The sequence below is a fragment of the Methanomassiliicoccus luminyensis B10 genome (assembly GCF_000308215.1).
Lineage (GTDB): Archaea > Thermoplasmatota > Thermoplasmata > Methanomassiliicoccales > Methanomassiliicoccaceae > Methanomassiliicoccus > Methanomassiliicoccus luminyensis.
The window spans coordinates 19,080-31,549 of the sequence record NZ_CAJE01000026.1 but is presented as its reverse complement, the minus strand read 5'-3'; the positions used below and the strand labels follow the sequence as shown (position 1 = coordinate 31,549).

The 12,470-nt window shown below is 61.7% G+C and carries 11 protein-coding genes; 3 read left to right on the top strand and 8 right to left on the bottom strand.

All coding sequences use genetic code 11. The features are described 5' to 3' along the window. Positions 1-163: 163 nt before the first annotated feature. The 5 genes from WYS_RS13760 to thsB form a co-directional block, all read right to left on the bottom strand. On the bottom strand, positions 164-1,357 hold the full coding sequence (locus WYS_RS13760; protein WP_272898426.1) for an MFS transporter: 1,194 nt from the start codon (positions 1,355-1,357) through the stop codon (positions 164-166). Positions 1,358-1,466: 109 nt separating this feature from the next. Next, positions 1,467-2,585 carry a molecular chaperone DnaJ gene (dnaJ, locus tag WYS_RS13755; RefSeq protein ID WP_019178759.1) on the bottom strand — a complete coding sequence of 373 codons (1,119 nt, stop codon included), beginning with the start codon at positions 2,583-2,585 and terminating at the stop codon, positions 1,467-1,469. Positions 2,586-2,604: 19 nt separating this feature from the next. Next, the gene (gene dnaK / locus WYS_RS13750; protein ID WP_019178758.1) at positions 2,605-4,479 is read right to left on the bottom strand and encodes a molecular chaperone DnaK; all 1,875 of its coding nucleotides are present in this window, start codon (positions 4,477-4,479) and stop codon (positions 2,605-2,607) included. Beyond that, positions 4,472-5,035 carry a nucleotide exchange factor GrpE gene (locus WYS_RS13745; RefSeq protein WP_049796388.1) on the bottom strand — a complete coding sequence of 188 codons (564 nt, stop codon included), beginning with the start codon at positions 5,033-5,035 and terminating at the stop codon, positions 4,472-4,474. Before WYS_RS13745 ends, dnaK begins: the two co-directional genes overlap by 8 nt. A gap of 50 nt (positions 5,036-5,085) precedes the next feature. Then, positions 5,086-6,717 (bottom strand): thermosome subunit beta, encoded by a 1,632-nt coding sequence (gene thsB / locus WYS_RS13740; RefSeq protein ID WP_019178756.1) that lies wholly within the window; start codon positions 6,715-6,717, stop codon positions 5,086-5,088. A gap of 154 nt (positions 6,718-6,871) precedes the next feature. Between thsB and WYS_RS13735 the strand changes: the two genes are divergently transcribed. Next, a complete protein-coding gene (locus WYS_RS13735) occupies positions 6,872-7,393 on the top strand; it encodes a DUF2240 family protein (RefSeq protein ID WP_162137746.1) in 522 nt (173 codons plus the stop codon). A 3-nt stretch (positions 7,394-7,396) separates the two neighbouring features. Here WYS_RS13735 and WYS_RS13730 read toward each other — a convergent pair whose 3' ends face one another. Continuing rightward, positions 7,397-7,909 (bottom strand): multiprotein bridging factor aMBF1, encoded by a 513-nt coding sequence (locus tag WYS_RS13730; protein WP_019178754.1) that lies wholly within the window; start codon positions 7,907-7,909, stop codon positions 7,397-7,399. A gap of 593 nt (positions 7,910-8,502) precedes the next feature. Between WYS_RS13730 and WYS_RS13725 the strand changes: the two genes are divergently transcribed. Together WYS_RS13725 and WYS_RS13720 are read left to right on the top strand one after the other, a co-directional pair. Then, on the top strand, positions 8,503-9,675 hold the full coding sequence (locus WYS_RS13725) for a proteasome-activating nucleotidase (RefSeq protein WP_049796389.1): 1,173 nt from the start codon (positions 8,503-8,505) through the stop codon (positions 9,673-9,675). Between the two features lie 126 nt (positions 9,676-9,801). Beyond that, positions 9,802-10,146: a winged helix-turn-helix domain-containing protein gene (locus WYS_RS13720; RefSeq protein ID WP_019178752.1), complete on the top strand. Its 345-nt coding sequence runs from the start codon at positions 9,802-9,804 to the stop codon at positions 10,144-10,146. Here WYS_RS13720 and WYS_RS13715 read toward each other — a convergent pair. Together WYS_RS13715 and WYS_RS13710 are read right to left on the bottom strand one after the other, a co-directional pair. Further along, positions 10,143-10,913, bottom strand: a complete 771-nt coding sequence (locus WYS_RS13715; protein ID WP_019178751.1) for an ATP/GTP-binding protein — start codon at positions 10,911-10,913, stop codon at positions 10,143-10,145. The genes WYS_RS13720 and WYS_RS13715 overlap by 4 nt on opposite strands. A 216-nt stretch (positions 10,914-11,129) precedes the next feature. Beyond that, the gene (locus tag WYS_RS13710) at positions 11,130-12,347 is read right to left on the bottom strand and encodes a hypothetical protein (protein WP_019178750.1); all 1,218 of its coding nucleotides are present in this window, start codon (positions 12,345-12,347) and stop codon (positions 11,130-11,132) included. Positions 12,348-12,470 lie beyond the last annotated feature (123 nt).

Below are 12,470 nucleotides of genomic sequence, written 5' to 3'. Positions count from 1 at the left end.
CACTCCTACAGATCCGTAGGGTTCTAAGGTCAGCATCGTTCATGCCGTTGCCTCCCTGAGGGGCATCAATGCACCCTTCGCATGCATCCCGGCCTGCATGCAATCGACCAACGCTTTCCTCCGACGAGGGACGCAGCGCGATGTTGAACGACGCGTTGACATCTCACCCGGCCTTCCTCGCCGACGGCCCTGGCGCCCGATCGTGAGAGCCGGCCGCCAGGCGGCCCAGGTACACGAAGCCCAGCGCGCCGATCATGGCGATGGCGGCGATGCATCCCCACAGGACCACGGGGTCCAGGTGGAACAGGTCGTACAGCACTCCTCCGACGGCGGGGCCCATGGACCACCCGAACGTGCTGAAGATGCCGTAGGCGCCCATGTACCGTCCCCGCTCCTTCTCCGGGCTCAGGTCGGCCACCATGTTCATGGCCGACGGGGATACCGTGTTCTCGCCCAGGGAGGTGATCACTATGGCCGCCACCAGGAACCATATCCCCGAGGCCCATCCCATCACCAGGTAGCCGGCCGCGTACATCATGGCCCCGGCGGCCAGGACGTAGGGCATCCTGAACCGGGCGATGTACCGGGCCATGGGCATCTGCAGGAACACCACCATGATACCGTTGAGGGCGTAGAGCCATCCCACCGTGGCGACGTCGACCTGGAGGTCCTGGCTGGAGAACACCGCGAAGGTGGAGGTCAGCTGTCCCAGCACTATGAACAGCGGGATGGAGGCGAGGCACAGCACTATGAACAGACTGTTCCGCCCCAGCCTCAGCAGGTCGCTTACCCGGAACCGGTCCCCCTGGACCGAGCGCTGGGGCTCTGCGATCATGAGAAAGACCACCGCCCCGGCGGCGATGTTGGACAGGCCGGCGACCACGAACAGCCAGTGGAACGGCAGGACGGTGAGCATCATGCCGCTGATTATGGGGCCGAGGGTCCACCCCGCGTTCTGCCCGACCCTCAGGATGCTGTACCCCTCCATCCGGCGCCCCGGCTCCACGATGTCGGCGATCATGGCGTTGGAGGCCGGCTCGAACAGCGTGCCCAGGAAGGAGGAGCAGAGGATCAGCCCGGAAGTGAGCCAGATGTTGCCCGACAGCGCCATGGCGATGAACAGCGAAAGGAACACCAGCCCGCGAAGGCCCATGGGGAGCCACAGCATCGGCCGACGGCCCACCCGGTCGGACAGCTCGCCTCCCACGATCTGGCCCAGTGCGCCGGTGAGGGCCATGCCGAGGAACAGCAGGCCGACCGCGCCCATCCCCACGTCCAGCTCCCCGTTCAGGTAGATGGCCAGGAACGGCATGACTATGGAGTAGCCGGTGGCCGATATGATGCGGCCCGAGAACAGCAGCCAGACCCTGCGGTCCAGCCCTCGGTGGGAGCGGAGCGGCGACGTTGCGAAGCCTCGGGGGCCAGAAAAGGGAGGGGCTACTTGACCCTTTCCAGTGAAGGAACGCTCACTTCCTCTTCTTGAATTTACCCATGAAGCTGCGGTCCTCGGCCTCCAGGACGGCGAAGCGCTTCAGCAGGTCCTTCTGTTCCTGGTTCAGCTTCTCGGGGACCTTGATCTTGACCTTGACGTACTGGTCGCCCCGGCCGGAGTAGTTGAGGATCGGCATCCCCGACCCCTTGAGCCGGAACACCGTGTCCGATTGGGTGGAGGAGGGCAGCGTCACGTTGGCCTTGCCGTCCAGGGTGGGGATCTCGATGTCCGCGCCCAGGGCCGCCTGGGCGAAGGTGACGGGGAACTCCATGTAGAGGTCCGCCCCTTCCCGCTTCCAGGTGTTGTGGGGCTTGACGTCGATCGCCACGTACAGGTCGCCGTTGGGCTCCCCCGGCCCCCCCGCCTCCCCGGCCCCGGGGACGCGGAGGCGGGTGCCCGGCTCGACGCCGGCGGGGATGTCCACGTCGATGTGCGAGGTGCGCTGGATCTTCCCGCGGCCTTCGCACTCCGGGCAGTTGTTGCCCGGCGCCCTGCCGGTGCCGCGGCACCGGCGGCACGGCATCACCGAGATGAACTGGCTGAAGCCGCGGCCCTGGGCCATGCGGACCTGCCCGGTGCCGCCGCAGTCGGGGCAGCTGACGACCTTTCCGTCCTTGGCCCCGGTGCCGTTGCACTTGGCGCACTTGTCGAACTTGGGGACGGTGATGCGGCGCTTGACGCCGCGGAACGCTTCCTCCAGGGTTATCTGGAGGTCCATGCGCATGTCCCTCCCGCCTGAGGAGCGCTGCTGGCGGCCGAACAGCATATCAAAGATGCTGCCGAGGCCGCCGTCGCCGAAGATATCCCTCAGATCGCCCTGGTGGGAGAAGTCGCTCCAGTTGAAGGAGCCGTCCTGGAACTGCGAGTTGACGCCGGCGTGGCCGTACTGGTCGTACAGCTGCCGCTTCTTCTCGTCCGCCAGCACCTCGTAGGCCTCGGACACCTCCTTGAACTTCTCCTCCGCCACCTTGCGGTCCTCCTTGGTGACGTCGGGGTGGTACTGCATTGCCAGCTTGCGGTACGCTTTCTTTATATCGTCCACGCTGGCGGTCTTGGCGACGCCGAGCACTTCGTAGTAGTCCCGCTTGGTCATAGGCTCTCTTCCGAGGTGTTCAGTCCACTATGTGGAAGTCGGCGTCAGTATAGTCGCCCTTGCCGCCCTGGTCCTTCTTGTCGTCGTTCTGGGGCGGCGCCTGCTGGGCTTGCTGGGCCTGCTGCTGCCCCTGCTGCTGGGCCGCGGCGGCCTCTTGGTACACGCGGGTGGACACCGCGGACATCTCCTTCACCAGGGCGTCCATCTTGGCCTTGAGGGCGTCGATGTCGTCGGCCTTCATGGCCTCCTTCAGCTCGTCGGAGGCCTTCTTGATCTTCTCCCTTTCCTCGGCCGTGACCTTGTCCCCGAGCTCGACCAGGCTCTTCTCGGTGGTGTAGATCAGGGTGTCGGCCTGGTTGAGGACCTCCACCTTCTCCTTGCGCTTCTTGTCATCCTCGGAGAACTGCTCGGCCTGGTGGACCATGTTGGAGATCTCGTCCTTGGACAGCTTGTTGGAGGCGGTGATGGTGATCTTGGCCTCCTTCCCGGTCCCCAGGTCCTTGGCCGAGACGCTCAGGATGCCGTTGGCGTCGATGTCGTATGTGACCTCGATCTGGGGCACTCCCCTCGGAGCGGGCGGGATGCCGGAGAGCTGGAACTTGCCGAGGGACACGTTGTCGGCGGCCATTTCGCGCTCGCCCTGCACGATGTGCACCTCCACGCTGCTCTGGTAGTCGGCGGCGGTGGAGAACACCTGCGACTTCTTGGTGGGGATGGTGGTGTTCCTGTCGATCAGCTTGGTCGCTATCCCGCCCAGGGTCTCCACGCTGAGGGACAGGGGCGTCACGTCGAGCAGCAGGATGTCCTTGACCTCGCCGGCCAGGACCGCCGCCTGGATGGCCGCTCCCATGGACACGCACTCCATGGGGTCCACGCCGCGCTGGATCTTCTTGCCGACGAGCGTCTCCACGAAGCGCTGGACCACCGGCATGCGGGTCGGCCCGCCCACCAGGATGATGCTGTCGATCTGCTCCGGGGTCAGCTTGGCGTCCCTGAGAGCGTTCTGCAGGGGCGCCTTGCACCTCTCCACTATGGGGTTGACAAGCTCCTCCAGCTTCGCCCGGGTGATGTTCGTGGTGAGATGCTTCGGGCCGCTCTGGTCGGCGGTGATGAAGGGCAGGTTGATCTCGGTGGACATCGTGGACGAAAGCTCGATCTTGGCCTTCTCGCAGGCCTCCCGGACGCGCCACATGGCCATCTTGTCCTTGGTGAGATCGATCCCGGTGTCCTTCTGGAACTGGCCGGACACGAAGCCGATGAGCGCCTGGTCCATGTCGGTGCCGCCCAGCTGGGTGTCCCCTGAGGTCGCGATGACCTCGAACACGCCCTCGCTGAACTCCATGATGGTGACATCCAGCGTTCCTCCGCCCAGGTCGAACACCAGGATCTTCTGGGAGGACTTGGAGTTGTCCAGCCCGAACGCCAGCGCCGCGGCGGTGGGCTCGTTGATGATCCTCACGACCTCCAGCCCGGCGATGGCCCCGGCGTCCTTGGTCGCCTGCCTCTGGTTGTCGTTGAAGTAGGCGGGAACGGTGATCACGGCCTTGTCGACGGTGTCCCCGAGGTAGGCCTCGGCGTCCCTCTTTATCTTCTGGAGGATGAACGCGGAGATCTGCTGGGGAGTGTACTCCTTCCCGTGCACCTGGAACTTGTAATTGGTTCCCATCTTCCGCTTGGCCGCGGCGATGGTGCCCTCGGGGTTGGTGACGGCCTGGCGGCGCGCCGGCTCGCCCACCAGGAGCTCCCCCTCCTTCGTGAACGCGACGTAAGAGGGGAAGGCCTTCCCGCCGAGGCTGGTGCCTTCGGCGCTGGGTATGATGGTCGGCCTCCCGCCTTCCATGACCGCGGCGGCTGAATTGCTGGTCCCTAGGTCTATCCCGATGATCTTAGCCATTGTTGTCACCTGTGTTCTTAGCTACCTTTACCTTGGAGCACCTCAGCACCTTGTTGCCGAGGAAATATCCCTTCTGGTAAACTTCCAGTATCTTGCCGTCCTCTCCCTCTCCCAGCGCGAACGCCTCGTGCACGGAGGGGTCGAACCTCTCCGAGGGGATCTCCTTCACTTCGTATTCTCTCAGGAGGGCGGCGATGTTCTCATGTATCTTGATGATGCCGTCCTTCAGCTCCTTCTCGGAGCACTGGGCGGCGAGGGCGCGCTCGAAATCGTCGAACACCGGCAGGAGGTCGGCGAGCAGCTTCTCGTTGGCTGCTTTGACGATCTCCTCTCTCTCCCGCAGCGTTCGCTTCTTGTAGTTCTCGAACTCCGCCTGTACGCGGCGGGCGGTGTTCAGGTAGTCCTCGGCCAGAGCAGCCTGCTTGTCCCTCTCCTTCTTCAGAGAGTCAAGCTGGCCCTTCAGCGAGGCGATCTCCTCGGAGACCTCGGGAGCGGTCCCTCTTTGCTCTGACCTTTCCAGATCGTCCATCCTGTCACCTTTCTCGTGCTTTCCCATGTTCAGAAGTGTTAAGAGGTTTGGAAAGGGGGCTCGCCCCCCTGGGTTTCTCAGTCCATGTCGCCCATGCCGCCCATGCCGCCTGGGGGCATTCCGCCCGGAGGCATGCCAGCGCCGCCCTTGGAGGCGATGACATCGTCGATCCTGAGGATAAGGACCGCGGCGTCGGTGGCGGAGTTGATGGCTTGCCGCCCGACGCGGATGGGCTCAATGACCTTCTCGTCCAGCATGTTCACGACCTTGCCGGTGTAGACGTTGATACCGGCGTGGGTCTTGCCGTCCTTGTGGGCCTTCCTCAGGTTGATGAGGACGTCGATGGGGTCCAGTCCGGCGTTCTCGGCGAGAGCGGTCGGGATGACCTCCATCGCGCTGGCGTAGGCATCGATGGCGATCTGCTCGCGGCCGCCCACGGACGCGGCGTACTCGCGGAGCCTCATGGCGATCTCCACCGCGGTGCTGGCCCCGCCGGTCACGATCTTCCCGTCCTCGATAGCCACGGCGACGACGCTCATGGCGTCGTCCAGGGAGCGCTCCACCTCGGCGATGACATGGTCGGTGCCGCCCCTCAGGAGAAGGGACACGGCCTTGGGGTTCTTGCAGCCGGTGACGAAGGTGTACTCATCGTCCTGGATCTTGCGCGCCTCTACCTTGGCGGCCAGGCCCAGGTCCTCGGGGGACAGCTCCTCGATCTTGGTGATGACGTTGCCGCCGGTGGCCTTGGCCAGCTTCTCGATGTCGGACTTCTTGACCCTGCGCACGGAGTAGATCTTCTCCTTGGCGAGGAAGTGCTGGGCGAGGTCGTCAACGCCCTTCTGGCAGAATACCACGTTGGCGCCGGCGTCCTTGATCTTCTTGACCATGTTGCGCAGCATGTTCTCTTCCTCATCGAGGAAGGCCTGCATCTGGGAGGGGTCGGTGATCTCGATCTTGGCGTCGATCTCGGTCTTCTGGACCTCGATGGCGGCGTCGAGCAGGGCGATCTTGGCCTTCTCCACTACCTTGGGCATGCCAGGGTGTACCGGCTCCTTGTCGATGATGACGCCCTGGATGAGCTCGCTGTCGTCCATGGAGCCTCCGGTCTTCTTGACCACCTGGATGTTGTCCATGTCCACGGACCACTTGCCGTCCTTCTCGGCGACGGCGGTCACGGCCTTCACGGTCAGGTCGGACAGGTAGTCGCGGGAGCCGCTGACGGACTTGGAGATCATGGAGGTCTCCGCGATCATCTTCAGGGCCTTCTTGTCCTCGACCTTGACATCCTTGGCCACGCTGTCCAGGACCTCCTGGGCCTTGGTGGCGGCGAGCCTGTACCCGGCGGCGATGATGGTGGGGTGGATGTTGGACTCGATCAGGTCGATGGCCTTCTTGAGCAGCTCACCGGACAGAATAACAGCGGTGGTGGTGCCGTCCCCGGCCTCCTCATCCTGGGTCTTGGCGACCTCGACCAGCATCTTGGCGGCGGGGTGCTCCACATCGATCTCCTTCAGGATGGTGACGCCATCGTTGGTGATCACAACGTCCCCGAGGGTGTCTACGAGCATCTTGTCCATCCCACGGGGGCCCAAGGTGCTCCGGACGGCGTCAGCGATGGCCCTGGCGGCCATGATGTTGTTGTACTGGGCGTCCTTTCCCTTGTCTCTCTTGGTACCCTCCTTAAGGATGAGTATAGGTGTATTTCCCATTCCCATGATTTTGCCTCCAATTTCAGATCAATAGATACGAAGCTAGCGGTTTCTAGCTAAGCGGCCCGATGAATGTTTGTTCTTCTATATAATCATGTCGCATTTGGAGGACTGTCCCATACGTTCTATGAGCGGAGAGGCTGCGGGAGGCAACATGGAAATAGTGAAAAGCTTCTTCTACGGGCAGGAGCTGCTCGGAGCGGTGAACATGGGGGAACTCGAGACCAGTCTGGCGGTGCTGTTCAAGCGCAAGGGCAAGAACGTGATCACCGAGACGGAGTTCATCTTCACGGTGTCGTTCGATTTCCGCTGGTTCACCCCCAAGGAGGCGCAGGTGCTTCTGGACCTGGCGCTGAAGCGCGGCCTGCTGTCGAGGACCGAGGAGTTCCTCAAGCCCACCTTCGACTATAAGGACGTGGAGGCGTCGCTGTCGTTCCGCCCGAGCAAGGAGGTCCTGGTGGGGGAAGCGGAGGCGCCGTCCCTGTTCGCGCAGCTCATACATCTCATCTCCGAGAATGGCGGGATGAAGAAGAGGGACGCCGTCGCTAAAATAAACAGGGCGCAGGAGAAGCTGGGGGTCGACGTGGAGGTCGCCGCGATATTGGTGGCGAAAGAGATGGGGCTCGATGTCGAGAAGTACATCGAGCCGGCCAGGGAAGAGGTCCGGAGCCGGTGAGGCTCACTTCTTCTTGATGAGGTCGCCGAGGGTCAGGACCTTTCCGGCAGAGTGGCCGCCTTCGGTCTTGACCACCGACACTTTCTCGGTGAGCTTTACCCCGAGCTCCTTCTCGAGCTTCTTGATGAGAGTATCGCTGGGCCTGATGGAGCCGTTCTCCAGCTTGGCGACGATGCTGACCCTCTCGTTGAGCTTGGCGGCCAGCTCTTCCTGCTTGAGGTTTCGGGCCATGCGGGCGTCCCTGATGATGCGGGCGTACTCCGGCACCAGGTCGACAGCGGTGATCTCCCCTTCCTGGTATACGTCCCTGGTTCGCATGCGCCTCTCGCGGGCCTGCAGGCGCTCGGCCACCATGGCCCTGCTGGGCGCCGCGCCGGTGGCGGACTTCTTGCCGCCTCCCTTGCCGTCCGAGCTTTCCCCGAACCGCGAGCATTCCTTGCACACCTTCAGCTGGGTGCCCTCGATGAAAATCGTCTTCGTATATTCGGACTGTTTGCCGCACATCTCGCAGATCATTTCAGGTCGGTTTCACTAACAGTGAACATCGATTTAAGATATGCGGCGAGAAGCTCCCTATGCTTGCGAGAGAACGCAGGTCATTCAAGCGAGTTCACTTGCTCAATCTTGTACAGGTGGCTAGGTGCTCTCAACCCCTTCCGCGTTCGGCGCCCGCGTTCGAACGAGGGCTGCGACAGGCTCGGCCGTGACGACCGGAACCGACGCCTGTGAACAGGATCACTTGTTCAGTAGCCAGCGAGCGGTTGCCTGTCAGTCGGCACGAGGTTAGAGGCCCCGCACGCCGGACCGGACTGTCGGTGCATCGCTCTTGATGTTATCATTATCCCGGCTGCGAAATATGTGTTAATCAATATCATAACAGGCTTAGCGAACGCAAGAAATGCTTTTTAATCCGAGTTATACCTATATAGTAAAGGCGGACTGAGCGGATGAGGAAACGATCCGCTGAGAACCTGCCAGCGATTGGGTGGTTGCGCAATTCGTCCAGTCAATGTTAATTGCGAAACTGTCTTATAGCTCAGGCCTAGATGTGAGAGAGTGCCGAGGTGACCCCAGTGAAGGAACCGCAATTGGAAGAGCTCGTGTCGGAGATGAGGGACAAGATCGAGGTCCTGGAGAGGCGTAACGGCGAACTTCTCGAAGAGATCCGCAGGGTCGAGGGCGAGAAAAGGTACGTCGAGAGCGAGCTCTTCCGGCTCCAGAAGGAGCTGAAGAGGATGCGGGCGGAGATGGAGAGGCTGAAGTCCCCTCCCCTGATCATCGGGGCGATCAAGGACGTTCTGGCCGATGGCCGCGTCATCGTCAAATCCTCCACTGGTCCCGACTTCATCGTTTCCACCTCGGAATATGTTCCCATGGAAGACCTCATCGTGGGCGCCAGGGTCGCGCTGAACAAGCAGACCCTCGCGGTCATGGGCGTGCTGCCTCCGTCTCTCGATCCCATCGTCATCGGGGCCGAGATAATCGAGAAGCCTGCCATCTCCTACGGGGAGATCGGCGGACTGGAGGAGCAGGTCCTGGAGGTCCGCGAAGCGGTCGAGGACCCCCTGCTGAGGCCTGAGCTGTACAAGAAGGTCGGCATCGAGCCGCCCAAGGGAGTGCTGCTGGTCGGCCCGCCCGGAACGGGGAAGACCCTCCTGGCCAAGGCGGTCGCTCACCAGACCAACGCCACGTTCATCAGGTTCGTGGGGTCCGAGCTGGTCCAGAAGTACATCGGCGAGGGGGCGCGCCTGGTCAGGGAGCTGTTCGAGCTGGCGAAGGAAAAGGCGCCCAGCATCGTGTTCATCGACGAGCTGGATTCCATCGGCGCCAAGAGGCTGGAGGTCGCGACCTCAGGGGACCGGGAGGTCCAGAGGACGCTCATGCAGCTTCTCGCCGAGCTTGACGGGTTCAACCCCATCGGGGACGTGAAGATCATCGGGGCCACCAACCGCCCGGACATCCTGGACGAGGCGCTGCTCCGGCCCGGTCGTTTCGACAGGATCATCGAGATCCCCGTGCCCGGCTACGAGGGCCGCCTGGAGATACTGAAGATCCACATCAAGAAGATGGCCATCGAAGAGAACATCTCGCTTCCGGAACTTGCCCTCAAGGCCGAGGGCGCTACCGGCGCGGACATCAAGGCGATCTGCACCGAGGCCGGCATGTTCGCCATCCGGGACAACCGGGACCACGTCTCGATGCTCGACTTCGAGAGGGCCATCGGCAAGGTGCTGGATAACGAGGCCAACAAGATCGTCGAGTCCGGCGTGATGTTCGCCTGAAACGCCTTTCTTAAAAACATTTTCCATCTCATTTATTCATCGTATTCTAAATATCCAGAATAATACTCACATTGAGATATTTTGGCCTAACTTGTTAAATATATAGCTCCGGGCTCCGGGGGAACGATGAAGAAGCCCGAGGTGCACAAGGCCTTTGTTGACGATGTCGCCGCGCGCATTCTCATCGCCGCGCTGGGCCGCCCACTCACAGCGCTCGACGTCCGCGATGCCACAGGGATCCCTGTCGCCAAGGTGTTCTACAGGATCAAGCTGCTGGAGAAGCACGGGCTGCTGTCGGAGTCCGGGAAAGTGGTGGACCGCAAGGGGAGAGAGGTGCCCCTGTACCGTTCCAACCTGTACAACACGTACTTCTTCATAGACCACAGCGGAAAGCTCAGGGTAAGGTTCCAGCTGGTGGCCGAGAACGAGAGCCAGGAGGACTTCACGGTCGACGGCTCGGCGCTGGTCTAAGAGACGTTGCGCCCGAGGTCCTCGCCGCCTTCGAAGTATTGCTGGATGGTATTGTAGATGTCCTCCATCCCGGTGCCCTGCTCTGAGGAAACGGGGGTCAGCTCCTTGTACATCCCCACGTTCTCCATGGCCTTGAGGAACTCTATGCTCATCACCGATTGGGAGCTCATTTCGCGTTCCGTCAGGGCATTATAGAGGGCGTAGGGGTCGCGGGACCAGTTGCCCATCCCCTCCAGCTGCTCCTCGGTGAGCAGGTCCGCCTTGGACAGCACGTTCAGGATGGGGAGGGAGAAGCGGAACTGGGTGATGGCGGCCAGCATCATATCGGAGACGAAACCGTTGGGCGTCCTGGCGAGGGTGGGGTCGGACAGGAACACCAGGAAGCCGTCCTCCTGGCCCAGCTCCTCCACCAGGTTGGTGGAGGATTGCCGGAAGGCGAACAGTTCCATCTGCCCGGGGGTGTCGATGAGCGCGAAGTTGGTCTCCATCTTCTTGACGGCGGGGACCCATTCCTTGGTGTTGACGGCCATGAGATCGGAGGCCACGATCTGCGCGCCGTTCGGCCCCAGCGAGTAATCCTTCATGACCTCTCCCAGGTTGATCCAGTCCCGGATGTCCACATCAGCCTCGTACGGAATGAAGTCGGTCCCGGGGTCAAGGTTGACGATGATGGAATCGATGCCCTGATTGTCGAGCCATTCCTTGTACGCTTGTACCATGGAGCTCTTGCCGCTGCCCGCGGTGCCGATGAAATAGATGTACCTCATGTTCTCCCTCGATAGTTCCGATAGAGGACTATGGAGGACACATTGATAAGGCGATGAAATATGTTTTGGCCCAGGACACATAAAATCCGCCGCCATGGACTTCGCGCTTTGGGCGGAACGCTGCTGTCGACAGATCATATCCACTTATGCTGAGCGAACGAAAAAAGGAGAACGGGGCAGGAGCCCCGTTCATGGATAGGTTTGCTCTCTGGCGTTTCAGCTCGGAGCGGTCCCGCTCGCCGTTCCCACGACCTGGTCGCCGTAGTAGGCAGTTATGATGTATGGCGCTCCCGGCGTGAACTCCGAGTTGGGCACGACCACTGAGACCTCAGCAAGGTTGTTCCTCGCGAAGCTGAAGCCTGTGCTCTCGAAGGTCTTGCCGTCAATTTCCAAGACGATGCGGGTGACGTCAAAGCCCGCTCCCGCATGGGTCACTTCGCTAAACAGCTTGAGCTCCATGTAGAACGCGGTATGGTTCTCCCCCGCTGTCCTTGTGCCGGTGCCCATCATCGATATCGTGCCCTCCGGGACGACCGTTACGCTGACCTCGATAGGGTCGCCAATGACGTTGCCTTCACCATCGGTCGGGGTCACGCTCATAGTGTAATTACCGAGCTGGTCGAAGCTGGCCCTGAACGAGAAGTCGCCGAGGATCCCCGTGGGCACGGGCCCGTACGTGACGGTGAAGTCACTGGACGGCGTCAGGTCGACCTGGAAGTCCAGATCGCCAGTGTAGACACCTCCGTCAGAGGTATTGATGACCGAGACGCGGAGCCAAAAGTCCTCGGCCCCCGCTAGTGAGTAGGGGGTCCAGGCCTGAGGGACCAGCACCACGATGTCGGCGGTCTGGTTGTCCTCTCCGGTCCCAGGCTCATCGGTCCCAGGCTCACCGTCACCTCCATCGCCATCCCCCTGCTCACTCAGGACGCTCACCATGAACTCGACGGAGGCCCCGATGACATTGAGCTCGCTATCGTGCGGCGTGATCTTTACCAGGTAGTCTCCCGTCTGTTCGAAGCAGATGGTGAAGCCACAGAGCCCGGCCTGATCGCCAGGCCCAGGTGCACCCACGACGCCGCCGGACGGAGTGATCTCGACCTCGAAAGTAACATAGCCAGTATAGAACTGGCCATCAGGGGTACAGGTCCAAAGGTCGACCCGGTCGGTCTGACCTACAGCCAGGCGTTCAGGGTACGAATATAGCACCAGCTCGACGATCGGGGCATTGCCCGATGAAGGGTTGGTTGCGGCGCCGTCCTCTTCTCCTACGCTCGACGATGACCCGTCCCCTCCATTAAGAAGAGGGTCCAAAGCATCGGTGGCGGGGTCCTTGGCAGGGTCGGCGAACGTTCCCAGGGCATATACGCCCAACAAGCTAGCCACCACTACCAGGACGAGCGCTACGACCGCCCCTGTCCCAAAACTACTTTTCATTTACATATCTCCAACTGTTCTTGATAAACTGGAGCGCTCGGGGATGCACCAGTGTCGTCCTTTCAGCAACATCAGTGCCGTCCTTTCGGACACACCAGTATTATCTATAATGATATTAATCCT